Annotated in this window: 24 protein-coding genes and 1 riboswitch; of the genes, 8 read left to right on the top strand and 16 right to left on the bottom strand. The window is 35.4% G+C overall.

Features of this window, described 5'->3' with window-relative positions:
* Nucleotides 1–3 precede the first annotated feature (3 nt).
* Nucleotides 4–822 carry a DUF3100 domain-containing protein gene (locus tag ACIQZI_RS01445; RefSeq protein WP_403068454.1) on the bottom strand — a complete coding sequence of 273 codons (819 nt, stop codon included), beginning with the start codon at nucleotides 820–822 and terminating at the stop codon, nucleotides 4–6.
* Nucleotides 823–993: 171 nt separating this feature from the next.
* Entirely contained in the window at nucleotides 994–2,214 is a 1,221-nt protein-coding gene (locus ACIQZI_RS01440) for a M20 metallopeptidase family protein (protein ID WP_062176201.1), read from the bottom strand.
* Nucleotides 2,215–3,173: 959 nt separating this feature from the next.
* Here ACIQZI_RS01440 and ACIQZI_RS01435 point away from each other — a divergent pair.
* Nucleotides 3,174–3,620: a flavodoxin gene (locus ACIQZI_RS01435; protein WP_403068452.1), complete on the top strand. Its 447-nt coding sequence runs from the start codon at nucleotides 3,174–3,176 to the stop codon at nucleotides 3,618–3,620.
* 33 nt (nucleotides 3,621–3,653) lie between these two features.
* Entirely contained in the window at nucleotides 3,654–4,418 is a 765-nt protein-coding gene (locus tag ACIQZI_RS01430; RefSeq protein ID WP_403068449.1) for a PD-(D/E)XK nuclease family protein, read from the top strand.
* 273 nt (nucleotides 4,419–4,691) lie between these two features.
* Here ACIQZI_RS01430 and ACIQZI_RS01425 read toward each other — a convergent pair whose 3' ends face one another.
* Together ACIQZI_RS01425 and ACIQZI_RS01420 are read right to left on the bottom strand one after the other, a co-directional pair.
* Nucleotides 4,692–5,681: a zinc-dependent alcohol dehydrogenase family protein gene (locus ACIQZI_RS01425; RefSeq protein WP_403068446.1), complete on the bottom strand. Its 990-nt coding sequence runs from the start codon at nucleotides 5,679–5,681 to the stop codon at nucleotides 4,692–4,694.
* A 112-nt stretch (nucleotides 5,682–5,793) separates the two neighbouring features.
* Entirely contained in the window at nucleotides 5,794–6,414 is a 621-nt protein-coding gene (locus ACIQZI_RS01420; protein ID WP_403068443.1) for an HAD-IA family hydrolase, read from the bottom strand.
* Nucleotides 6,415–7,508: 1,094 nt separating this feature from the next.
* Between ACIQZI_RS01420 and ACIQZI_RS01415 the strand changes: the two genes are divergently transcribed.
* Entirely contained in the window at nucleotides 7,509–7,949 is a 441-nt protein-coding gene (locus ACIQZI_RS01415; RefSeq protein WP_062176184.1) for a GNAT family N-acetyltransferase, read from the top strand.
* 259 nt (nucleotides 7,950–8,208) lie between these two features.
* Here the strand turns inward: ACIQZI_RS01415 and ACIQZI_RS01410 are convergent, their stop codons facing one another.
* Nucleotides 8,209–8,844: an FMN-dependent NADH-azoreductase gene (locus ACIQZI_RS01410; RefSeq protein WP_403068439.1), complete on the bottom strand. Its 636-nt coding sequence runs from the start codon at nucleotides 8,842–8,844 to the stop codon at nucleotides 8,209–8,211.
* Nucleotides 8,845–9,013: 169 nt separating this feature from the next.
* Nucleotides 9,014–9,160 carry a hypothetical protein gene (locus tag ACIQZI_RS01405; RefSeq protein ID WP_172796808.1) on the bottom strand — a complete coding sequence of 49 codons (147 nt, stop codon included), beginning with the start codon at nucleotides 9,158–9,160 and terminating at the stop codon, nucleotides 9,014–9,016.
* 243 nt (nucleotides 9,161–9,403) lie between these two features.
* Between ACIQZI_RS01405 and ACIQZI_RS01400 the strand changes: the two genes are divergently transcribed.
* A complete protein-coding gene (locus ACIQZI_RS01400; RefSeq protein ID WP_253722323.1) occupies nucleotides 9,404–9,790 on the top strand; it encodes a hypothetical protein in 387 nt (128 codons plus the stop codon).
* The gene (locus tag ACIQZI_RS01395; protein ID WP_062176179.1) at nucleotides 9,768–10,235 is read left to right on the top strand and encodes a hypothetical protein; all 468 of its coding nucleotides are present in this window, start codon (nucleotides 9,768–9,770) and stop codon (nucleotides 10,233–10,235) included. Before ACIQZI_RS01400 ends, ACIQZI_RS01395 begins: the two co-directional genes overlap by 23 nt.
* A 363-nt stretch (nucleotides 10,236–10,598) precedes the next feature.
* A riboswitch (M-box (ykoK) riboswitch) is annotated at nucleotides 10,599–10,755 on the bottom strand.
* Nucleotides 10,756–10,935: 180 nt separating this feature from the next.
* Here the strand turns inward: ACIQZI_RS01395 and mprF are convergent.
* The 4 genes from mprF to ACIQZI_RS01375 form a co-directional block, all read right to left on the bottom strand.
* On the bottom strand, nucleotides 10,936–13,470 hold the full coding sequence (mprF, locus tag ACIQZI_RS01390) for a bifunctional lysylphosphatidylglycerol flippase/synthetase MprF (RefSeq protein WP_403068434.1): 2,535 nt from the start codon (nucleotides 13,468–13,470) through the stop codon (nucleotides 10,936–10,938).
* 488 nt (nucleotides 13,471–13,958) lie between these two features.
* Entirely contained in the window at nucleotides 13,959–14,774 is an 816-nt protein-coding gene (locus ACIQZI_RS01385) for a COG4705 family protein (RefSeq protein WP_403071962.1), read from the bottom strand.
* 703 nt (nucleotides 14,775–15,477) lie between these two features.
* The gene (locus ACIQZI_RS01380) at nucleotides 15,478–15,729 is read right to left on the bottom strand and encodes a DUF6980 family protein (RefSeq protein WP_403068431.1); all 252 of its coding nucleotides are present in this window, start codon (nucleotides 15,727–15,729) and stop codon (nucleotides 15,478–15,480) included.
* Between the two features lie 496 nt (nucleotides 15,730–16,225).
* Entirely contained in the window at nucleotides 16,226–16,414 is a 189-nt protein-coding gene (locus tag ACIQZI_RS01375) for a hypothetical protein (RefSeq protein WP_403068428.1), read from the bottom strand.
* Nucleotides 16,415–16,533: 119 nt separating this feature from the next.
* Between ACIQZI_RS01375 and ACIQZI_RS01370 the strand changes: the two genes are divergently transcribed.
* Nucleotides 16,534–18,051: a COG4705 family protein gene (locus tag ACIQZI_RS01370; protein ID WP_403068425.1), complete on the top strand. Its 1,518-nt coding sequence runs from the start codon at nucleotides 16,534–16,536 to the stop codon at nucleotides 18,049–18,051.
* Nucleotides 18,052–18,229: 178 nt separating this feature from the next.
* On the opposite strand, the gene ACIQZI_RS01365 is transcribed toward ACIQZI_RS01370, so the two are convergent.
* The 3 genes from ACIQZI_RS01365 to ACIQZI_RS01355 form a co-directional block, all read right to left on the bottom strand.
* Nucleotides 18,230–18,454: a hypothetical protein gene (locus tag ACIQZI_RS01365; protein WP_403068422.1), complete on the bottom strand. Its 225-nt coding sequence runs from the start codon at nucleotides 18,452–18,454 to the stop codon at nucleotides 18,230–18,232.
* A 314-nt stretch (nucleotides 18,455–18,768) separates the two neighbouring features.
* A complete protein-coding gene (locus ACIQZI_RS01360; RefSeq protein ID WP_403071959.1) occupies nucleotides 18,769–18,876 on the bottom strand; it encodes a DUF6980 family protein in 108 nt (35 codons plus the stop codon).
* 244 nt (nucleotides 18,877–19,120) lie between these two features.
* A complete protein-coding gene (locus ACIQZI_RS01355) occupies nucleotides 19,121–20,011 on the bottom strand; it encodes a LysR family transcriptional regulator (protein ID WP_062182951.1) in 891 nt (296 codons plus the stop codon).
* Nucleotides 20,012–20,322: 311 nt separating this feature from the next.
* On the opposite strand from ACIQZI_RS01355, the gene ACIQZI_RS01350 reads away from it, so the two are divergent.
* Together ACIQZI_RS01350 and ACIQZI_RS01345 are read left to right on the top strand one after the other, a co-directional pair.
* Nucleotides 20,323–21,225, top strand: a complete 903-nt coding sequence (locus tag ACIQZI_RS01350) for a DMT family transporter (RefSeq protein WP_403071956.1) — start codon at nucleotides 20,323–20,325, stop codon at nucleotides 21,223–21,225.
* A gap of 170 nt (nucleotides 21,226–21,395) precedes the next feature.
* Nucleotides 21,396–22,028: a LysE family translocator gene (locus tag ACIQZI_RS01345; protein WP_403071953.1), complete on the top strand. Its 633-nt coding sequence runs from the start codon at nucleotides 21,396–21,398 to the stop codon at nucleotides 22,026–22,028.
* Between the two features lie 299 nt (nucleotides 22,029–22,327).
* Here the strand turns inward: ACIQZI_RS01345 and ACIQZI_RS01340 are convergent, their stop codons facing one another.
* The 3 genes from ACIQZI_RS01340 to ACIQZI_RS01330 form a co-directional block, all read right to left on the bottom strand.
* Nucleotides 22,328–23,584 carry an MFS transporter gene (locus tag ACIQZI_RS01340; protein WP_403068419.1) on the bottom strand — a complete coding sequence of 419 codons (1,257 nt, stop codon included), beginning with the start codon at nucleotides 23,582–23,584 and terminating at the stop codon, nucleotides 22,328–22,330.
* 408 nt (nucleotides 23,585–23,992) lie between these two features.
* Nucleotides 23,993–24,700 carry a DNA alkylation repair protein gene (locus ACIQZI_RS01335; RefSeq protein WP_403068416.1) on the bottom strand — a complete coding sequence of 236 codons (708 nt, stop codon included), beginning with the start codon at nucleotides 24,698–24,700 and terminating at the stop codon, nucleotides 23,993–23,995.
* Nucleotides 24,701–24,960: 260 nt separating this feature from the next.
* The gene (locus ACIQZI_RS01330) at nucleotides 24,961–25,371 is read right to left on the bottom strand and encodes an Lrp/AsnC family transcriptional regulator (protein ID WP_062176170.1); all 411 of its coding nucleotides are present in this window, start codon (nucleotides 25,369–25,371) and stop codon (nucleotides 24,961–24,963) included.
* Between the last annotated feature and the right edge of the window lie 96 nt (nucleotides 25,372–25,467).

Raw genomic sequence — 25,467 nt, 5'->3', positions numbered from 1 at the left:
CACTCAAATATTTTTCATTTGATCTTGTTTTGATTTTCTCCCCAAAATAGGTTCAAGTTTTTTGTATAAATAGTTTGTAAATGGCAGAGAAAAGAATACACAAATATACGTCCCTAAAATGGTTGTAATTAAGTTAGCGGCACCAGCAAAAATAGCGATATCCTTTGCCGATTCCGGGAATATAACGGCTAATGCACCAGACATAGCAGCCATCATACTCCCTGAACCGACACCAGCACCCATGGCTAGTGAAATAGGGTGAAACCAACCAGTTTGGGCCATAAAACTCGCTAACACTGACAGATATAAAGCCCCAAATAAAGTACCACAAACATATACTCCTAGTGCTCCCCGTCCTTCTGGTGAATCAGAGCCGTATTTTTCAGCAATAATGGCTAAATTAGGTTCTCGATCAATTGAAAAAGTGGCACCGACTGCTTCTCTTTTCATCCCAAGTAGTAAAGCAATTGGTAGCCCCAATAAGATTGTCCCTGCAAAATGTCCTACTTCTTGTAATCCTAAAGAAAGTCCCGCCTCAAATATCTTTGGTAATGATGGTCCCATTAACATGCCTAATTTGGCTACAAAAAGCATGAATGAAATCCCTAAAATATTGGCGGCTATATTCATTTCTTTCAATTTTAAAATTTTTAAAGACGGTAAACTAATAATTGCTCCGATAATTAATGCATACAACATTGGAAATAACGCAATTGCTCCAATTCCTATGTTAAGCGTTTTTACGCCGATAAATTCTGTCAAACATACTAATATCAAAACAAATAAATGAATTTTCCAATTACGTAAAGAATTGTCTTGCATTTTTTTCACTCCATTTCTGTAAATTGTGCTAACTCAGAAAAAAACGATGATTATTTCCGGTGCAAAAGGGCGGTACCTTTTCAAAATCTGCTCAGCACCGCCACCTTCATTTGGTGATTGAATGTTTAGAACTTTAACCTTTTACATCATTTTCATAGATGTTTTTTTATCTTATTGAATTTTTTCAGTAGTATTTATTGCTAGTCCAACGATAAGGGAAATTCCTTGGATCATCGCCTTTTCATCTGGTAAAAATACGTCACTATGCAACTTCATAGGATTCTCTGAATTTTCTCCTACGCCCAGGAAGACAAATGTGCCAGGGACTTTCTCTAAATAGAAAGCAAAATCTTCACTAGCCATACTTGGTTTACTCAGCCACTGCACTGAATGTTCTCCAAATAAATCAGTAGCAATAGCACAAGTATGTTCATTAAATTTTGGATCATTCATAGTAACAGGATACCCAACTGTAAAGTTATAGTTTATTTCAACTTCTAATTTAAGAGCAGAAGCCACTCCTTCAATAATTCGTTGAATACTTTCCGCTACTTCCTTACGAGTGTTTTCATTAAGTGTTCGTACAGTTCCTTTAAAACTAGCTTTTTCAGGAATGATATTATAGCCATCCCCCGCTTCAATTGTTCCGATTGTAATAACGACCGAATCTACTGGATCTGTTTCCCGACTAACAATTGTTTGTAGAGCAGTTACAACATGAGCTGCACCTACAATTGCATCTACTCCTTGATGAGGTGCTGCCCCATGACCTTGTTTACCTTTTAAAACAACATCAAAAGTATCCATACTTGCCATAATCGCACCGTTTCTAAATCCATATTTTCCAGTTGGTAACTCAGGCCAAACATGAAATGCAAAAGCATGGTCAACGGGAGGATTACTTAATACCCCTTCATCAACCATCATGATTCCTCCGCCCTTCATCTCTTCAGCAGGTTGAAAAATAAATTTGATTGTGCCCGAAATATGTTGCTTATTTTGAGATAAAATATTAGCGGCAGAAAGTAACATTGCGGTATGCATATCATGTCCGCAAGCATGCATAATCCCTGATTTTTTTGATTTGTAGCTTACATCTGTTTTCTCTTGAATAGGTAAAGCATCAATATCCGCTCGCAAAGCAAGTATCGGTCCTTCATTCACTCCACGTAGAATTCCAACAACACCTGTCTTAGCGACTCCTCTTGTCACTTCAATTCCGAGCTCTTGTAAATAAGTCGCGATCATTTCAGCCGTTTGATACTCTTCAAATCCAAGCTCAGGATTTTCATGGATTTTTCTTCTTAATCTCACAGCTTCTTCATATATTCCAACTGCTTGCTCTACTATTTCAGCTGCCTTTAACGAATTTGTATTTTTTTGGATACTCATGAGCGTTCATCCCCTAAAGAAGTATAAGTGCAAAAAACACTAATATTTAATAATAAAATTTTCATTATAATAAAAAAACTAAATTTACAGAAAAAACCTTTAAATTAGAAAATTCTAAATCGATATTGATATACTACCATATCAAAAAACAACTGTAAATCTGAAAAATACAATTGTATTTTTATAACACCTCATTGAAATTTAAATCATGTATCATGACTAATAAAAACTACAGCAACTGCCAATTTCTATGTAAATTCCTCCATACAAACATCTAAACGATTGTTACTATGCGTCAAAAACTGCAAAAAAAATAATAAATTGTTGATTTTGATAATCATTATCAATTAGAATGAAGGTAATTGATAATCGTTTTCAGCAAGGAGGTGGCTTCCAATAAAATCATTTCCTATTAATGACTTCGTGTTTGTCTTGATTTGTAATGATTGCGGTTATATAGAGAAATGTGCGATTTATGATGATTTATGTCCATGTTGTGGGGAAGATGAAGGTTTAGACAAGTATAACTATATAAAGTGAAACTTCAATCAGTGGGGTTTTCTTCATCCCCCACTGATTGTTAGTCCCGTTCTAGTGTCGCTAAATCTTCGATAAAGCGACACTACGAACCCGATTCAATGAATCACAGAGTATTACAGCTTATGACCTCGAGGGGCTAGGAGCCGCAACTAGAGTAAAGGCTGTTGTCCCCCACCTACGCTTCTTCGATTTCTCTAAGCCTTGAGGTAGGGGGCTTGACTTTCCGTTAATGCGGGATAAACGTAGAGTAATAGGTACATGTATTTATGTATGTATTCAGCATTCAGTCGAATTCCAATTCATCAAAAAATTTTATTGCGTATGCCATCACAGTAAACATTCATCGTCTTCTATTTACTTATCCCCTGCTTAGAATCTTAACTTTAAAACGATAAATAACTTCAACGAGGAGCATAAGAATGAAAAAATATATTTTAATTTTTACTAGTATGTCAGGAAATACAGAGGAAATGGCGGAGATTATTTCAGAAGCGATAACAGAAGAGGGTGGCGATATCCTTGTAAAAGATGTGCTTGAAGCTGACCCTTCTGAGCTTGAACAATATGACGGAATCTTACTTGGTGCTTATACCTGGGGAAACGGCGATCTCCCATATGAGTTTTTAGATTTTTATGACGAGATGGATCAACTAAATTTAGCTGGTAGAAAGGCAGCTGTTTTTGGTTCATGTGATTCATTCTATCCCGAATTTGGGGCAGCTGTTGATACATTGATGAATAAATTGCAAGAATGTGGAGCTGATGTAGTACTTGAAGGTTTAAAGGTTCAGCTCGATCCTATCGGTGAAGATGTTGAACGCTGCAAACAATTTGGTAAGGTTTTTCTCAAGAAATGTACAGATTAAATATCACTGCAACTTCTTAGGAGGCATCTTGAAATGAAAAATCATATGATCTCAATCCGTACGATAACAGAACAAAACTTAAAAGATTTCATTCTTTGCCCATATAAGTTTTATTACGAATATATAGAAAAGAAGAAGTCTCCTTTAGATTGGAGGAAGGTCGTTCAACAAGTCGTTCACCGGATTGTGTACGCCTATTATCAACTCCCAATTGAACACCGGCATGCAACAAAAGTGCTTGAGTTAATAGAACAACATTGGCTGAAGATTTCTCCACAATTTTTTGAATCCAACATTCAATATTATCAAGTAGTGGCTAAAGTAACGGATTATTTATTACAAGATTTAACAGAAGTATCAAATCTAGATCCACCTCTACTGTTATTTGAAAAGTATAAAACTCATATTCAAGAACTAGACGTTGATCTCGCTTTAACCTTTGATGTAGTTAATTTTTCTAACTCCTCATTTGTTGTGAAGAAGTATGTAGTTCAAGCTGATCAAGAAATGTTAAAGCTTTATTATTTCTTAATTCAAGTATTTTCGGAAAAAGTTTTTCAAATACGTCCAACACGGGTTGAAGTGATCACTTTAATTGACCAAAAGAAACATATCTTTCGTCCGACACAAGAAACGCTTGATGAAGGAACAAGTTATTTACTGTTAATGAAGCATTTTCTAGAAGATTCAGCTATTTATAGTGAAATCTATAACGAAAATGAATGCCCAACGTGTCCATTTCAAAACGTTTGTAATAGAGAAGCACCAAAATTAAATCAAGCTAAGTATTTATCTTAAAACTTGCCTGTTGATTGGAGCGAAAAGCATTCTCTTTCTGCGGTCAATACGGGAGTCTCCTTGGCGCTCTCTTTTGCACAAGGTGTCTCCCAGATCCGCTCCAATGAATATCGTGCAAAAATGAACACCACTCATAGCATATCCCTTTATCAAATGACCCTGTAAATCGGTTCATCCTCTTACTTGGACAATCATGATGGGATGGGTCTACAGTTTTGGATCGCACGCATGAATCACTTCGAAATTCTTATTTCCTCATTCAATGCTCTCCTATCAGCTTGTTAAAAACACTTTCCCTTTGCGAGCTTTAGAAGTTTCAACAACGGTAATCGCTTCTTTTACGTTTACTAAATCATATTGAGAATCTGTCATCATTAATTTTAATTTATGGTCTTGTATGAATGTGATGATCTGTTGAAAGGCTTCTTGCCAAGCTTCCGTAGATACTCTGTTATTCCAATGCCGTAAATGAAAGATTTTCGCTTTTACTTTTGCCTGATGGACAATTTCTGCCCAATTTACTTGAACGCCCGATAAAAGACCGATCGATAAAAAGATCCCATCGGGGTGTACACAATAAGCTAAATCAGTACCAGAGAAACCACCTATAGAATCAATCGCTGCATCAGCACCACGTCCATTGGTAATCTCCATCATCGCTACACGCAATGGTGTTTCAGATGTATTGATGACATAACTCGCGCCAAGGTTCAGTAATTCTTTTGTATATGTATGATTTCTCGTTACCGCAATTAACCGAAAGCCAAGTATTTTCGATAATTGGGCAAAGATTCGGCCGATTGAAGAACTACAAGCATTTACGACTAAAATATCATTTCGTTGCAATCTCAACTCTTCTGTACAAATTACCCATGCTGTAATTGGATTTATATACATCTGAGAAGCGATAAAATCATCCATCGTATCAGGGATTGGAACGGCAAACTGTGCGGATGTTTTGACAAACTCTTGCCAAGTACCTTCTCCTCTTAAAGGTAAAACCCGCTTCCCAACAAGATGATTCGATACTAAAGAACCCACCTCTTCTACGATCCCCACTCCTTCATAACCAGGAATAACAGGTAGTGCAATACGCTGGGAATACGCTCCTCTAATCGGAATTAAGTCTGAGGGATTAATAGGCCGTGCTAACATTCGCACAAGCACTTCATCTTCTTTAGGGCGCTGAATTTTTTTATGTTCCACTTTTAATACTGCTTCTGGTTGACCGAACTCATAAAATGTAATATATTTCGCATCCAACGCAATCACTCTCCTTCTATATCGGTTAACTCCGGACACAAATATCACTACACGGTTCAATCTTTACGACCTTCCGATCAAGCAGCGCCCCCATATACTACACACAGATTACTTACATAACTGTCAATATTTCTGAAGGTTTATGCACCTTATAGTCGGGATTCTCCCCTTGAATCGCTTCTATTGAATCATACCCCCAACTTACCCAGATCATCTTAATTCCTGCTTTTTTACAAGCAACTAGATCTCGTTTCTCATCACCTACATAAATCACTTCAGAAGACTCCAATTGATTCTCTCTTAAAAACTTTTCAATTAGTTTATCTTTTGAAAATAAACTGCTAGAACAAAGCACATTTGTTACACAGTCTATTTGATTGCGTTTTAAAAAAAATAATATATTCTCCTTTGAGTTAGAAGAGATGATCGCTGTTTTATATCCTTTTTTCTCTAAGCCGGATAACATGTCCTTAATTCCATCAAACAAATTAATATCATTTATTGATTTTCGGTATAATTTATAAAATTGAGGAATGATGATTGGCAGCTTATACATTTGAAAATTTAACAATTTACATCTTTCTTTTATCGAAAGTTTTTTCAAAGTCTCGATATCATCAAACTTTATTTCTTTAAAGCGATATTTTCCAGCAAGAATATTCCAACTTGAGATGAAAGCCATTTTTGAATCGGCGAGTGTTCCATCAAAATCAAAAATTATATATTTCACCATTCACTTCACTCCTCATTTCTAATGATACTAATTGATTTTATGAAAATTTCCTCAGTATAAGTGCCCTCTTAAACTTTGCCTTTCCTTATTCCAAGTGAAAGCAATACTTCCTTTTTAAATTATTACACCCTTAGAACACGGTGTACTTAATCGCACCCGTTAAATGAGTAAATAAGACTCTACTTTTACTTTATGTAACCATTTTTATAAAAAAGGGTAACATAATAAGACAGTTTTTAACACCATAAATTGACTTTATTACTACACAGTCCAAAGATATTGTGACAAGAACGAGAAAAATGACAGAATAAAAAAAGACCGAGGAGTCATCTCAATAGACAACTCCTCAGTCTATAAACAAATTAATTGTTATTTCTCTTGGCTTCTCCGCCTTTGCGACCAGCTTCTTCTCGACTCATTTTGTTATCGTTGTTAGCCATATTAATCACTCCTATAATAGATTTTTATCTTGCTTACATTACTTAATTATCCTGTGTTGGTAGTCTTTAAACTAAAGATGTAGTTTTGATAATAATTACCTTTATGTAATGTGATCAAACTTAAAATCGGAGCTATTTGCTCGATATACTAGTAATGTTATTTGTTTATGTATTTACGAAGGCCATTTTTGGGGGCATAAAAAAATTCTCAATTTTATTATTGAGAATCGGTTAATCATATGAAGTAGTTTGATAATTTTGACCAGATAAATTCACTATATCCATCCTTACTTTATTAGTCTTTTTATGAATATGATTTTTTCTCATTACGTTTTATTTCTTTTTCTTTGCTTCGTCCATTTTCACGCCATAATTCCAAACTTTAGTATATTTTTCCCCATAAACCTTCATTGCATCTGTTACTGATTTTACATATTTCTTCATTTAAATGATCCCCTTTCTTATATGGTATGCTTTTATTATCGTGTATGGAAGCCCTTTTGACAAAGCCGCTGAAAACGGAAACATCGCCTATGTAAACGGAAACAACTAGGATGATAGCGTGCATCATTACTATTTTTCTTACTATTCCATTGTTTTTGAATCGTTTGTAAATTAAGATTACTCTTATAACGATATTAGGAGGAACCATACATGTGCATTAAAAAAGCAACATTAAATGAGCTTGATCCGCTAACAGAACTGTTTGATTTATACAGAGAGTTCTATGAACAAAAGTCTAATATTGAAGGGGCAAAGGAGTTTTTAAAAGCAAGATTAATGAACGAAGAATCCGTCGTTTTTATAGCCTTTGATGAGAATCATCCGATTGGTTTTGTTCAGTTATATCCATCATTTTCTTCATTAAGTATGAAAAAGTCATGGGTGTTAAACGATTTATATGTGAAAGAAACTGCGAGAAAAAAAGGGTTTGGTGAGAAATTATTAAAAGAAGCAATTAACTTTGCTAAGGAAACAGGTTCAAAAGGAGTTTTACTTGAGACAAATGTAGAAAATATTCCCGCACAAAGTCTGTACGAAAAAATTGGTTTTAAAAGAGAAGAAAATTATTTTTATTTTTATTCGGTTATTTAAGTTGTTTACAAAACGCCACCATGTACCATGAAGGATTAATCAAGTGTCACGTTGCACTCACCTCATCACAATGGTGCCAGTGCGAAGCCGGAATTAAAGACTTTCTATATTAAAAAAGGATACTTGCTAAGTAGATTAGTCATATTAATAAGTTGCGAAGCCCCGCTCCATGTCCTTTATACAAAAGAGGCTAATCTAAAACAAGGATCAAAACGTTTTGACACCCATCTTTGAATTAGCCTCTCGTTCTTCCATTTAATTAAAAAGTATGCGCTAAATCCTTAGCACGAGCAATGCCATTTTCTTTAATTTTTTGTGCTTTATCGGGCATAGCATTATGACCTTCAATAAATAATCCTTCAAAAGAAGGCACACCAAAGAAATTCATAATTACACTTAAGAAGCGATGACCCATTTCTACTTCAGCTGCTGGACCTTCTGAATATACACCGCCACGCGCCTGAATATGAAGGGCCTTCTTATTTGTTAAAAGACCAATTGGACCTTGAGCCGTATATTTAAATGTTTTTCCCGCTACGGCAACAGAGTCAATATACGCTTTCATTACTGGAGGGAATGAGAAATTCCATAAGGGGGTTACAAATACATATTTATCCCCGGACATAAACTGTTCACTCAGTTCATTCAGACGTCCCACTTTGGATTTTTCTTCTGCTGAGAGCTCTTCAAATCCTTTACCAGATTGGAGTTTCCCCCAGCCACTGAAAACATCCGTATCGAGATGAGGGATATGTTCTTGATATAAATCAAGATGAACGATTTCATCATTTGGATGTACTTCCTTGTATGTCTCAATGAATGCTTTACCCGCTGCCATACTGACAGATTGAGTATCATCATTAGGATGAGCTGTGATGTATAATAATTTTACCATGCTGCCTTCACCTTCTACTTTTTAGATTTATTATCGTATGTTTGAGCAAAAAACAAAAAATGAACCAAGATTTGCATGATTTCATCTAAAAGAACTTCTCAAAACAAGTAAAGGCAGTTAGAAAAGTACCCTATAGACTTTACCAATGCTAAGAAAGATGATTTCTTATTTATTTAATTTCAAAGAAATATGGGTTACCGCCAATGTTTAATCGCATTTCATCTGTTATTTGATAAGGTTCATTTGAATGAGACTCATTGTTTACAGCATAGTCAAAAGAAACGCTACCATCATAATGATTAGGCTTTTGCTCCATGTTTACACCTCCAATCATTTTTAGTATCTATCTCTTCCTTTAATTCATTCTTCGATCGGTAGCTTTTACTGACCGTTTTCAATAAATAATCATTTTTACAATATTTTGGAGCGAACTAGCACGATCTAACCACTTTTTTTAAGACTATTGCTTTATTTTCTACTATTAATTCGAATTGTTATTTATAGCGATGTATAATAAGACAATGCAGAAAAATAGATTCTAGTTAAGGAGTGTCACATAATGATGGTATGGACGTTAGCCCTTTTATTTGGGGCAGCAGTTGTTCTACTTATCTTGTCGTTTATTAAATCAAAGCAAGCGGAACAAGAGGCAGAACAAAAAATGGAACAATTTACGATTTCACTTTTGAAAGAATTAAATCAGTTACAACAGAAAGTTCAAAACGTCGAGATAGATACTGAAATAATTGCTCAAAAAACAGGAGCTTCAAAACAGCGGCTTGTATTGCGTGAGGTTATCGACTTACATAGGCGCGGATATTCATTGGAAAGCATTGCCGAAAAAAGCCAACTGAATGAGAATGAGATTAAAAGATTACTAGCTCCCTACATAAAATCAAAGGATGAGAGGAGCGATGTTGTCGATGAAAGCACAATTAATGCGTAGCTTTGCCGGTGGACTTATACTTTCAACCAGTATATGCGGGATTGTGTACCTCCTTGGTTCGAACAATGTACAATCCGCTAAAATACCATCAGAAGACGAAATGATCAACTCATTAACCGCTGATGGCTATATCGTTCAAACAGAAGAAGAGTGGAAAAAGCAAATTACTGCCAACGAAACACCTAAAGAGCAGATAAAAGAAGAACCAACTGAGGCAGAAACAGCCGAGGAAAAGGTCGTGTATCGTACCATTTTGTCAGTATCTAAAGGGATGACTAGCATTGATATTGAAAAGATCCTTAAATCAACAAAAAGCATTGGTCCTGAGATTAATTTCTCGAAAGAAGTGGAAAATCGTGGCTTATCTAACAAGTTACGTCCAGGTACTTATGAAGTAGATAGTGGAATGACGATAGACGAAATAATGGCTGTTATCTTTAAATAAACATTAGATAGGATAAGATGCCATTGTCACTCCTCACTAGTAGAGAGTTATAGTTTAGTTAGATATGTTAACCGTTGGAAAGCTCTGTTGATCACTACAGGGCGTTTCTTTATTTTGATTTACAATGTTTAGAGTTTCCCATCTTTGAAATAAAGAGATAAAGTCAGACTTTGTTTTTTCACCGGTCAACTAACCGGTGAAAAAAACAAAATGGTACGCTACCGTTCCTTAATTTACCCCAATTTTCTCTACTCTTTGTTGCGTGTACCCAAATTCATATATTTTTTCTACATAGATTTGATGCCATATCATAAAAATTAATATAGTCCATAATGCTAAAGTTAGAGTATATAAACGTCCATACAATCCATCAATCGTTACGCTTTGCACTATGCACCAGGATGTTCTAGCTGCATAAAAAAACACCTTAGGTCGATGTTCCTGTTGACCATTGGCGTCTTTGGACGTTTCTAATAGCAGCATATCTCCAGCATAGGAGCCTCATCTAACTAAAATCATCGTCTATTCACTTAACAACTACATCCTAAATGCTCCATCTAAAGTTTTCAACATCATTTCGGGAAGTAACACGCTAAAAAGCAAACATCCTATTTGAAAAGAAGCCGACAATTGCACAATCGATTCATACACCTCATACTTCAAATCATGCCAAACATTAGTATTTCTAATAACTAGTGTCTCAATTTTTTCTTTTCTTTCCAATCAATAAGGTAATTTGTGTCATAGTAAAAGGTAATGACGTTTTTTTACGGTAAGCTAAATATTTAGGTTGCCATGTATCGGCATATTTTTCTTTAAATTTTCTTAAACCATGAAAAGAATAGAGAAATTGACCATGCATAAATATTTGAGAAGCTATTTTTTCACTTAAAAATGAATACTTTGAAATCCCAACATTCGATAATGGGGCCATCCCGATATTAAAGGATTTATATCCTTGTTCTTTTGCCCATTCAAATAATGATAGAAAAACAAAGTCCATTGTCCCAGAGGGTGCATCCTTACCAAATCGCATCAAATCCAAAGAGACCGTATGTTTTTTATCATAAACTGGCATAATGTTTACAAATCCAAGGATCCTCTTTCCTTCATCTTTTACAACGGCAATCTCAGCTTTATTAAGGTAATCCTCATCAAAAAAACCGAGGGAAAAACCTTTTTCCGTTCTTCCTTTGAGCCATTCATTTGATATTCCCCTAAGTTTCTTCATGAAATCTTCATCAAAAGGAGGGGCAACAATCTCAAAATGATAATTCTCTCGTTCAAACTTGTTTTTTACTGCCCTGGCTCCTTTCATCTTTTTCCCACTATATGAAAAACTGTCTAAATCAACATAAGCTTCCTCACCGAGTTTAAAAAAGTCATACCCATTTTCATGAAGATAAGGGAGCATCGTATTGCTGACCTCATAAAAAACAGGTGTAAATCCATAAAGATCCGACGTTTCTCGGAATTCTTCTATTGCAAGAAGCATTTCATCACGGTCACCAATAGGGTCTCCAAGAACCACAAGCTTGTCAGAATATATCTGATACGAAAACATGACGTTGTTCTTTTTATTCCAATAAATATATTTATCATGTAAAAAAATTAAATGGGTTAGAACCGTTCCATTAAATTTTTCTAAGTGTTCCGTAATTTTCTCTTCCTGAACAAGGGATGTTTCCATACTCCATTTTTTATCCCGACTTAACAAATAACCTGCGATAAAAATAGATAAGGCGATAAGCAAGCCAATTAAAGCACTAGTAAATAGATCATGAGAATCTTGAATCACAAAAGGCGACAGCTTTGGATTCACTTTCATTTTGGCGGAAGGTAAATTTAGATATCCAATTAAAACATACATGAAGGTAATCATGACAAACACCGCTATATCAAAAATCATTTTCCCCCAGCTTAATATCAATTTTTCCCTGTAAAAACGTTTTTTGGACATTCTCAGGAGCACGATAACAATCAAAAGGAACAATGCTTCTTCATAATCAAATCCTTTAAAGAATGAAAATAAGGCAGCCAAAAATAAGACACCCATCGTTAGCGGATATGACCGTTTCACCTTATACTGAATACCTCGGGATAAACCGAGCAGAATAAAACCAGTTGCAACGGAGAGCTGATGAGAGATATTCATGATTGGAAAGGATAAAAACTCTTGAGTAATTTGTAATCTTTCAACAATTCCTGGTACTGCAGCTGACAGAAGCAAAATAATTCCTGAAAAAAAGACCAATAAGGTTAATAGTACATGGCTTATCCTCACTATGATCACATTGGGAAGATTGTTCCATGATTTATTCCACTTGTTCCAAAAATCTTTGATAAAAAGAAAAACTCCTACGAAAAAAGGAAGGATAAAATAGCCAATACGATAAAATAGCAGGAGGACTAGCACCTTCTCATCCGGAACACCCAATGCATGAGTTCCCCAAATAAAGACTAAGTCAAAGGATCCAAAGCCCCCAGGAATCATACTGATAATACCAGCACATGAAGCAACGATAAAAACAGGAATAAGATCGTTAAAATAAAGGGGTAGCTTCAAAATAAAACTTAATAACCAAATAACAAGGAAGGCGCTTATCCACTCAAGCAAAGAAACAAGGAGTAGTTTTATTACAACTCCAAAATCAGTAGCTGAACCAGTTGCCTTTTTGCGTTGGATAATATGGACAATGATAAAAATCGGCAAATACATACCTACGGCTACAACGGCCCAAAAAAGCCATCTTGTATCTTGAATAAAAGGGGAATTCCTATAAGCGACAAGTACAATCCAGGAAAGCAAAGAGATACCTGTAAGGGTAAAAAGTGAAACAAAAGCAATTTTCGTCACCAGTCTTTTCCTATCATCTTCGTATTCATTATAGAAATAGGTTCTCAACGCAACTCCAACAAGACCTCCAAAACCAATTAAGTTTGAAAAGGTATTCGCAACAAGAGATTTTTTTACCAATTCTTTCAAAGGAACTTTAATCCCTAATATTTTCACTAAAAATACATCATAAAAAACCATAGGAAAAATGGAGCAAAATGCAAGTAAAAGAACGAAAAGCGTCATAGCAAAATGCAATTGGCTTACTTCATGACGTACCAATTGAACGTCTATGTTTCCTGTAAATTTTTTCATTTCAAAGACCGCCAGGACTAATAAAATCAATGGAAAAATAACTTTTATTAATTGAAATATCTTTGCTTTATTTAAACTTTTCATACTTATTCACCTCATATGTTTCTCCTCGCTTGCCTTCCATGGCTATCTATATCTTATGTAAGTACAAGACATGCTACTATTCTCCGATGTAAAAATAGTAATGTACGCTACAATTTGTATCGATGCGTACACAAATATTCGTGTAGGAATAGACTTTTTCTATCATGGAGACCAAAATCCCAATATAAGAAAGACGGTTATATAACCCAGATTCAGTCTAACAAACAACTGTTACAAAGTGCCTATTTATAAGTTATTAGCTAATAGGTTAGGAAGTATACCAGAAACTAATTGAAATGGGGAGTGTTTTGAAGTAAAGGGTCAGACCCCGCAACAACTAAATACAGTACAAGATACGCGTATGAAACATTACATACTGATTTAGAGTGCGAGGTCAGACCCTTATGAGACACCCTTCTATCCACTTCAACGAAAGCTCTCTTTTTTTTCCTATTAAAAAATGTACGAAACAAAAATCAGCTCGTTCTTTAGTCTTCTGAGCTCAATCGCGGGTTCTCGTCTATTCTCGTCTTGGTCAAGTAGATGACCAAGATTAAGATGATTACGAGGAAAATTGCGCTAGTACCCATCGTACCCAGTCCAAGACCACCAGCATGACGAGATTGTGACAAATAGTCGCCAAGAGAGGCGCCGAAAGGACGGGTCAAGATGTAGGCAATCCAGAAGGCCAGCACTGCATTCATCTTGAAAAAGTAGTAGGCGAGGGTCACCACCCCGATTACTATAGCGAACAGTAGAGCTGAAATCCAATAGCCTAAGTTGAGTCCCTCTGCTATGAGGTCACCAGCTGCAGTCCCCAAGGCAAAGGTGAATAGAATGGCCAACCAGTAGAACGCTTCCCGCCTTGTCGTATAGATTGAGTGAATAGACAGGGTCTTCTCACTCGCGTACCAAACCGCAAAAGTTGCTAGTAGCGCAAGACCGAAGACAACGGTGGTCGTCTCTAGTGCGACCCCATAGTTGTCCACGAGATTGTCCGTGACTAGTGTGCCGACAACACTTATAAGCACGACTGCGAGCCAATAGATCCCTGGCACATACTTTCTCGCCCTGAACTGGAAAAACAGTGTGATAAGAAAGAGGATAGCCATAAGATAGGTTGTATTAGTCAATCCCCAGTGCAGGTTAAAGTTTAGGAAGTCTGCAGCCGTCTCTCCTACGGTCGTTGCCATAATCTTGATAATCCAGAAGTAGAGCGTGACTTCTGGAACCTTGTTCAACATTTGCCGGCCTCGTGATGCGGTTGCTTTAGTAATAGATGGAGTTTTCACCAATGATTTCATCCCCTTTTTTGTTTTACTCAACATCGGTAATCAATGACACCAAAAGTCCTCTTTAAAATGCTGTAATGAACCCCATCATAAGCCTTGTTACTTCCTCTCTAATATTTCGTAAAATACAATTCAAACAATACATTATTTACATGAAAATTTAATGAATATTAGATTAAATTACTTAATGATTCTGCTAAAATTGGATTTAACACAAACAACACTCTAAGAAGGAAGCCCGTTGCACACAACAGATTGTACTAGGTATTTCAACTATAATTCCTATTTTATTGAAGAATATAACAAGCTAGTTTACATAAATCACCTTACTGGAAGCAAAAACAAGAAAGAAAACCGTATTGGATTAAACATAGCCAAATACAGAAATTTATCTATTAATAAATTAAACTCGGCTGTAAGAATTCATCCTTTGTGTCCATCACTGGCACACATTCTTCGAGTTGGTCATCTTCAATTTTCCTCATCGTGTTCGTAAGTACCCGAAGCGGTGATCATAATTTCCCTGCAAATAGTCGGCCACAAATCAGACTTAATGTACGTGTTCAAAAAGGAGATTAAAAAGAGTCGAGAAGTTCGAGGTGTGATCGATGCAGTAATACGCGAGGAACGGACGTGCACGATTTTAACAGAAGGTCAAAGATGCGCTTTGTTGCAATTCGCAAGCTTTTTTATCAGACTTTTTGAACAACCTCTATTACATTCTGTACCATTCAGCATATTTAGACTTCTTAGGAATGTCTAGTTCAAACGGATCATCAAAACCTAATTGTTCAAGAGTATCAAACCACAAATCACTTTTTGAGTCTGGCAATTTTGTGCCACACCACGGGCAATCGTCTATAATTAAACTAGATGTCCCACCATCATGAATTATTAACCCATACTCACCAAACTTGTCGTTGTAATATATTTGTTTAGCTTTAAAATAAAGTTTGATTATAAACATCTCCGAAACCCACATTTTACAATAAATAAAAAGAATCCATTTTGAAAAAAGATTGATCAAACTGGATTCTTATTCAGCAGATTTAAGTTTGGATTTTATAAAAAAGTTTGATCATTTCAGTAATACTTATTCAACTAAAGCCCCCCCCCCGTTACTTTAAGTATATTTCTTCACAAACTTTCCGAAAGGAGGTTTTACAATATTGTAAAACCTGATGAATGGATAATATAAGGAAAAGATTGAGATACCATCAACAATGAAATTGGGATAGACTTGAAAGCTTAATATTTACCCTTTCTGGTAAAATAACTTCAAGTAATCCCTTCTCATCCTTTTCTCCTCCCAGTATGAAAAATTACTTTCCCTTCTTCAACACTCCTGGACCGTATGTACAATAAGAAAATGCCGCTTATACTTAATAGACACTTAAGTTAATTTTAATCAGTTTTTAATAAATAGCCCCCCCATTTCTAATATAATAGAGACTAACATCATTTCAAATGAAAATAAGAGATGGAAATTGCTTTGTAACAATGACTACTTCCAAAAAGGAGATGAGTTCCTTTAAAGAAAACTTAGCATTTTCTGAACAAACTGAAATGGTCCAACCTTCAGGTCGGTAAATGATAAGCAAAGAATCACAAGTCACCATATTTTTTGGAATCGTCAAGATTATGGCAACCACTGTGGGAGAAACAGCGCAGGCTTCCTTAATGATTAATTTGGATTTGGATGGGTATCCTTATTTAGAGAGAGAAATAAAATTAAGTTGTGGGAAACCACTTTAAAGAAAGGAAATTATATATGCAAGAAAACCAAAATAAAATGAAAATTTTACTTAACAAAGTGCCACAAGTGACGGTTTTCTTTTGGATCATCAAAGTTTTGTGTACAACTGTTGGTGAAACATTTGCTGATTACATCAATTTCAACATTGGACTTGGTTTAACTCTTACTACCATTATTATGGGAGTTGCGTTTTTTATTGCATTGTTTTTTCAATTTAAAGCAAACAAATATGCTCCAGCCATTTACTGGGTAACAGTTGTTCTTATAAGCGTATTTGGAACACTTGTAACGGATAATTTGACAGATAATATGGGCGTACCACTTGAGGTTAGTACAGCTGTATTCTCGGTGTTACTAGGACTGACTTTTCTATTTTGGTATCTTAGTGAAAAAACACTATCGATCCACTCGATTTTTACTAGAAAAAGAGAAGTTTTCTACTGGCTTACGGTCCTTTTCACCTTTGCACTTGGAACAGCGGTCGGCGATTTATATTCCGAACAACTTGGTTTTGGTTATCTTAACACAGGAATAGGCGTTGTTATTATTATTGCTCTTGTGTTCTTAGCTTATAAATTTTTGAAACTTGACGGAGTATTAGCTTTCTGGATTGCGTATATTTTAACTCGTCCGCTTGGAGCGTCAATTGGAGATTACCTATCTCAACCAAAAGTAAATGGCGGATTAGGACTCGGGACAACCGTTACGAGTGTGATTTTTCTTATCGCTATTTTAGCAATCATCGTTTTCCTTGCCGTTTCAAAAATTGATACAAATGCTAAAAGTGATATAGCGGAAACAAACCAAAGTAATGCAAATAAGAAACATGTGCTAACACAAACGATTGTTGTACTCGTGATTTTCTTAGTTGTTGGTATAGGTGGTTATAACTGGCGCAGTAATAATATTGCATCACAAGGTGCTGCAGAGCAAGCTACATTAGCGGGTCAATTAAATGATTTTGTTAAAATTGAAAATGATATGCTAAACGCTGTAAATAAAAACGACTTTGCTTCAGCAAAAAAAGGCGCTGATAATTTGGAACATCAGTGGGATACACAAGAACCTAAGCTTCGAAAAATTGATAGCACTACATGGATAAAAATTGATGGAACAATTGACTCTGTGCTAGCAGCGGTTCGTTCTTCAAAACCTGATATTAATCAAAGCAAAACAGCACTTACTAATTCACTTAGTGTCTTAAAAGGTGCAAATAAATCAACATCAAAATCTGGTGCCTCACAAACTACATTATCTGGACAGTTAAACGATTTTGCAAAAATCGAAAATGATATACTAAACACTGTAAACAAAAATGACTTTGCTTCAGCGAAAAAAAGGGCAGATGAATTAGAACATCAATGGGACACACAGGAACCTAAGCTTCGAAAAATCGATGGCGCTACATGGACGAAAATTGATGGAACAATTGATGTTGTATTAGCAGCAGTTCGTTCATCGAATCCTGATGTAAACAAGTGTAAAACAGCACTTAACAATTCACTTAGTACCATAAACGCAGCAAATAAATAATAATCTTAGGAATCGCCAATCGCGGTTCCTTTTTAAATGGAACCCTTATTAAACTAAACTGCTAGTTAGTTTAATAAGGGTTTTTTCTGAATGTATGATTTTGCATATTTTCATACATTCAAAAAATTGTAAAAAAGGCCGCCAATTGGCGGCCTTTTTATGGCGCTATAGCTTCCCGTTACTTGAATAAGAAATATGAAAAAGAAAGAAATAAAATCATAGATACAATAACTCTAATCCAAGTCAATTTTTTACTTATTCCTGCTCTCTTTTCTAAGTAATTGATATAGATAATCGTTAATAGAAAGCCAATATATATACTTATGTATCCGATATAATCATTTTCTTTAATCATATACCTCGTTGCAGCTAAAAGAATGAGTACAGGTCCGATTGTACCCAAATCATATTGAAATACAGAGCCTGTTTATTTTCTTTCAAAACCATCCCTCCCTCTAATGATATTTTACCGGAATATCCCAATATTTTCTTCAACTATTCTGCTTCTTAGTTTAAGTACATTTGTTCACAAACTTCCATATATCATTCAATTATTTCTATAAATTCAGTTTACACTGAACTACTTAATTAAGTTAGTACTTTTACAACGAAACACCCCTTTAGATAAAAATTCAAAGGGGTAAAGCTTCGCAACTTTTTTTAAAATCGTCGCGACTTTATTCAAAATATCTCATCTTTTTTATAAACATCGTGACTTTATTTCAAACCAACACTTTGATTATCTGGACAATCAAATGGATTAGAATGTTCCTCGCATTTAAAGTTGACCTGTTTTGTCATGGTTTCACAGCAATGTACTTTTATTAATTTTCTCCTTTCTATAGGAAAGCACTACAAAGTTTAATAACATTCAATTACATTTTTTGAAAATTCCCCTTTCATGAGCGAGGCTACTTATTTTTTTCTTCCTTCAAAGTGTTTTCAAGCTGCTTAATAATTAACTCTTGTCGTTTCACAGGATGATATTTTGACCTAATTTAGCTTTTGCTTTCATTTTTGCGATTTATATTTTGAACGCTACAATTCCTTCAATAAAACTTGTGGTATGTCATATCGAATGAAAGTGTGTAGGATCACTTGCCCATGATTTCAGATATTCAATGAACTTTTTCGTGGCTGGAGCAAGGGTTTTAAAAGATGTAGCAGCGATACCAATTGTGCGATAATTCTCTTGTTCTAAGTTAAGGATGCGAACATTATTGGGAATTCGATATAAAGCCATTTCAGGGAGGATACTGATTCCCATCCCATGTTGAACCATTGAAAATATGGCTTGATCATCGGCAAGTTCAAATTTAATTTTAGGTGTTACATTGTTTTCTGCTAAGATCCGCCTTAAGTCATTATCGCTCCCTTTCTTCGACATAATTAGCTGCTCCTCTTGGATTTTTTCAAAGCTTATCTCACTTTGGTGAGCAAGGGGATGATCATCAGAGAGGATACAAAGCATTGGATCTTTTTTTAAGGAAATCACTTCAAAAGCATAGGAGGTCGGGATCGAGACAAAACCAAAATCAACAATTCCATTCGATATCCAATACTCAATGTCATCATAATCCCCTTCTAGCAGCTTAATTTCGATGGAAGGATACAACTCACTAAAATTCCCCAAGATTTCAGGCAGCCATTGGGCCGAAACACTTGAAAATGTGCCAATACGTACTACACCAATTTCTAGACCATTAATATTAGCTATTTCTTGAACCATTTCTTCATTCCATTTTAGAATTTCACGTATGTATCGTAAGACATGCTCTCCGTTACTAGTCAAATTAACACCTGCACGCCCTCTAGTAAGGATAGAAAATCCCCATTCTGATTCAAGGCTAGCAATGGCATGACTAACAGCGGATTGAGTTAGACCGAGTGTTTCTCCCGCTTTAGTAAGGCTCCCTAATTCTACAACGGTATTAAATATCTCAAACTTCGCAAGCGACAATTTCATCACTCCATTTACATGAATTTTTTTCATCTAATCACTTAAAAACATTCATTTTTCTTATTTGAATTTTACAATTATACTAAAAATTAATAAAGTGAAACTTCCATCAGTGGTTTTTTTCCACTGATGGTTAGTTGAACCAATCGGGGATTTATAGGCTGTTTATCCCCCACCTATTAATTTCTTGATTCTCTCACAAAAATTGAGGTGGGGGTATTACAGCCTGTTAAACCGGGATCAATTTGTGATAGGTTAGGTGATGAAAAATGAATGGGATTAAAAAGTTAGAGAAATTAAAAAGGATTGGTATGAACACTCAATTGAAAGCAGATTTTATGATGATTATGGTTACGATGTTTTGGGGTTCATCCTATTTATTTATGAAGATGGGGCTTGATTCTATCCAGGAATTTAACTTGATAGCCTTACGCTTTGGTATCGCCTTTATTTTAGCTGGGGTCGTTTTTTACAAACGCTTCATGCATCTTGATTTTCAAACGATTAAATCTGGATTTATATTAGGGTCCATCTTATTTTTGGCAATTTCTGTTGTCACGATCGGATTAACATCCACCTCCATTTCCAATGCAGGCTTTTTATTTAGTCTTACAGTCGTATTTGTCCCGTTATTATTAGCCCTCTTTTTTAGAAAAAAACCTGAAAAAAGAATTGCTTTTGGCGTAGTCTTCTCGATAGTAGGAATTGCTCTGTTAACGTTAAATCATGATTTCCAAATTAGTTCTGGAGATTTCCTCATCATTTTAGGTGCCCTTTTTTATGCCATCCACATTATTGCTACAGATAAATTGACGAAGAATGTGGATTCCATTACTCTTGGAGTTTTCCAACTTGGCTTTACCGGAGCATGGGGGCTACTATTTTCTTTATGGTGGGAACAGCCACATCTTCCTAGCACTTCTACATCATGGTTTTCGATTTTGGCATTAAGCATACTATGTAGCGCCATTGGATTTATCGGTCAAACTGCAGCCCAAAAATATACGACACCCACACACACGGGGCTTATCTTTTCATTAGAACCCATTTTTGCCGCATTCCTTGCTTTTATTTTCGTAGAAGAAGTACTCCCAGCAAGGGGTTATTTAGGGGCAGCTCTTGTTTTATTCGGTGTCTTAACTGCAAAGGTAGATTTTAAAAAGTCGTTTATGAGTAAAGGTATTAGGAAAACAATCAACGAGTCTAGAGCCTAGTTTCATATCCCGTATACAAATAGAATAGGGTCAAGCATTGTATGTGTACATGAGATTGAATAAAATTACTTATTTTTGCATAATTATTTATGTTTCATTTGTATTTTTATGCTAATATTATGTATATAAACGGACGTATGAAGGAATCAAATTTGAAAGATGTGTTCTTTTTGAGTTTATTTTTTACGTATCTTCTAGCTGGTCTGGCAATTGCCATGCCTGTAGGAGCAATGACTGTTGAAATGACGAAGCAAGGTCTAAAAAAGGGTTTTTTACATGGTTGGGCTGTAGGATTAGGTGGAATGACGGTCGATCTCTTATTAATTATTTCCTTATATTTAGGATTGGCATCTATACTTTCTACCCCTTTCATTCAAATACCTATGTGGCTAATTGGGGCCTGTTTCTTAGCATTTTTAGGTTATGACTCTATCAAAAACTCGGATCAGGATATTACATTAACTGGTGATAGACCGAATCAATCATTTTTTAGCTCATATCGTAATGGACTACTAGTAGCCATTTCACCAGGAAATCTCGTGTTTTGGATTTCCGTTTTTGGAGCTGTACTTGCCGATTCCTATGAGTCTATACAACCGACAAAATTTTTAATCGTTGGGGCAGGTTTATTAGCTGGTATCCTAGTCCATGATATTGGTCTCCTATTAATCGTTACGATAACAAGAAAAATTATGAATCGAACGATGATAAAATGGGTATCCATCATCGCTGGATTTATTTTAATAGGTTTTGCGGGATACTTCTTATATGAGTTTATAATCGCAATTAAAGGAGTTTTATAAAAGACCAGAGATGTTATTCCATTAAAATGTTCATTTTTGATGGAGTAATATCTCTGGTCTTCTTATTTTTTATAGTTTATTCATACTATTTCTTTCTACGTTCTTTAGAATGGAACAAATGCTGTCCCACACTTGAAGCTGTACATGTAGCTTTGAAATAAAGTTTGATTGAATGAACTCTATAAATCTTGATACGAGAGCAAATAAAAAGCGTGTTTATGTACCTATATTTTTCACTTTTTTCAGTACTAGAATATCCATTTCCACTTTTCTTTTTTTATAATGGATCGATCCTCCCGTTATTTTGTTTTAACCGCAAGAACAATAAACCCGGCGATAACCATCACTACTGACAAACTAATAAACACGATTGAGAAAGATCCGCCAAATAGAGTAATTAAAGCGCCAAAAGTCATTGGGGCAACAAAGCCACCAAGTGTCGAACCCGTATTGATAATCCCAACGGATGAACCAATTACTTTTTCAGGCAGGATTTTGTGTGGCCAAGAGAATACCCCAACAAAGATAATGGTTAATAAAAATGTAAGTACATATAACAAGCCAATAGATACTGCCAATGAATCAGAAAGCACCAAACCTGCAAACGCTGCAGCTGATAGGATCGAACTACTTAAAAATAATACTTTTTCTTTATCAACAAAAAATTTTGTCAATAAAATGCCTGCTAATAAGGAAGCGATTGTTCCCCCAACTGCGTTGATAGCCAGGATCGTTCCAACTGTACTTATCGATAATGCGAATTTTGCTTTTAAGAAAGATGGCAGCCAAGACATATTTCCGTAAAAAGCCAGATTGACTAAAACCATAACCATAAATAGAGTGATTACATTTCGATTCAAAATGACTGATTTAAAACTAGTTTGTTTTGGTTCAACCTTCCTTTTCTCTATTGTAGTACCGTTAGGCACAAAGAAAATAACCAATATTAACGAAATGAAAAATAATGTACCTAATACATAATAAGCATAGTGCCAGTCCAAATCTATTAGTCTTGCTCCAAATAGGAAAGCTAGGATTCCTCCAATTCCGCTTGTAGATAATATTAGAGATTGGATAAAAGTCCGCCTATCTTTCGAGAAATTCACTGCAATACTTTTTGACGTACTTGATGGATAGCCTGCATGTCCAACACCTGCTGCGAAACGAATCAAAATAAATAAAAGAAGACTTCCTACAAAACCAAATGCAAATGTAAATACAGTAATCAGTGAAAGAGATATAATTAATACCTTTTTATAGCCAATTTTATCTGCTAACCATCCACCTGGAATTTGCATTAAGGAGTAGCCTAAGAAAAACAAACTCATTATTAATCCTGTCTGACTTGTTGTGAAATTGTACTGCTCTGCAATAGGGATAATCGCTGTCGAAATCATATTTTTGTCCATGTAAAGCAAGGAATAACCAAACATTAAAACCGTAATTAGCAAAATTTCACTTGGTTTTTTTGCTTTTTGAGCAGGGTTCTTTCCTACCATTTGTTGATGTGTTTCGTTTGTGTATGGATCCTGTAATGCACTTTTGGAAATAGACATAAAAAGTCTCCTCTCGCCAAGTTGTAATCGCTATCATTTTTTCGGGTCTATTATAGTATAATATAATTTTCTGAATAATTGTAATATTTTTCAAAAAGAATCTGTATCTTTGATAAAAAATAGGCGTTCACAAAGATGAATTGTGAACACCTTTCATTTATTTCACTTTAACATGGAACTCTGCATTTTTTGAAGAAATTTGTTGTCTATTATTCTTGATTGTCTTCATTACTTTTGTATTCTAAAATATCTCTGGGCTGACATTCTATACCTTTAAACTATTCCATTAATAACTTGTTACACGAATCTGCTCCTATTGTTAAATAACTACAACAAAAAAAGGGCATCCATCCATCTTGGATCAACGCCCTCGATATTTAAATATTGTTCCTGATGAGAGTCTACTGTTTAACATCTTACATATTTGCGTTTGAAACCAAGCTTCCCTTTATCTACTTCCTTTTGAATACTTTCGTAAGCATGTGGGAAACTACTTTTTTTCTTGTCCCGTTTGACTTCTACTGGACCTACTACCTTTGCAGTTTCGACCGCCTTTTCATGGAGCGGCAAATATGATATCCCAACAGTGTATAGAAAATTATTCATAGCAGATTTCGTTCGTTCTGGCGAATCGTGAATCGTATTTTTCACAATTTCAATCATGTTGGCAATCTTGCTCTCGGAAAATTCAACGTCTGAGCGATTCCCTAAAAGCCAACAGTAACAACTCCAGCCCGCTGACATTCTCAGCTCTTTACCGCTTGCGATCCATTTATCAGCAACTTCTTGTGCAATATCTGCTTCCGCTAAAGTTACTGCTACCACATAATCGGACAGCATATAAAAATAGGCCAAATCCATCCAACGATCAAAATCCGACTCTGTCATTGCTTTTGGATCTGCAATAATGCCTGCAAAGTACATTGCGTCGTAGTTCCCTGTGGCATAAAGCTCTTCAGCTAATGTTTGATTGATTTTTATTTTCTTAGCTATTGGCTTCATTGCACCTGTTGCCACGCCAAAAAGCGGCTCATGCGCACCATTGGATATGTACATTTTTTTAGTTCGTTCCTTGCCAAGGGCTTCAAGCTCCTGCATAACCATTTCTAAATTCATCGTTTAGCACTTCCTTCTTTTTGGAGTTCCCCCCTAATATTTTCCCCATCAAATACATCACCATTATCCTATAACAAACTACCATTTGTCAGCAAAACTACCGTCTAAGCGCATGAGTGTTATGCAGGAATCCACTTCATGTATGTTGATACTATGTTCTCCTCACTTTGAATGATGTGGAAACATGGATGAATGAGTTGCTGCGGAAAATCCCGGATTATCAAACCCCAGATCAAGCATTCGTCAGTTTTATTACTGCGCTATTTCTTAATAACAATCGATAATTTATAGTTTGCATGCTCGTTTAAGTCCTCTAAAAATTGGTCTAATAATTCATTAGATGGAAATTTGCATTCGAGAAGGTAACAACCATCCCCACTGATTTTATAGTTATTTATTATGTATTGTTCTTGTATTTTTATAAATGAGAGATAAGGTTGATGATACATACTTTGTGTAATGATCGTAATAAAAGCATGTATAAAACACCCTAATTTAACTTGATTCACTTTAATTGTATATCCCTCAATAATCCCATTATCCTCTAATTTCGCAACTCTTGCTGAAGCAGCTTGCCCAGTCAAATGGACTCTCTCCCCCAATTCTTTCATAGTGATCCGACTGTTCTTGGATAGTTCGTCTAAGATACGCATATCCGTGCTATCTAACATTTATTCAAATCCTTTCATTTATCAAGTCAAACAGCAAAAAGACTTGATTTTATCTATGTATCTGCTAGTTAGTCATAGTATAAACTATACGTAAAT

This window comes from Peribacillus sp. NPDC096379, assembly GCF_044762875.1.
In the GTDB taxonomy this organism is placed as follows: domain Bacteria; phylum Bacillota; class Bacilli; order Bacillales; family DSM-1321; genus Peribacillus.
Note: the sequence above shows the minus strand (reverse complement) of the source record. Positions and strands in the feature narration are given on the sequence as shown.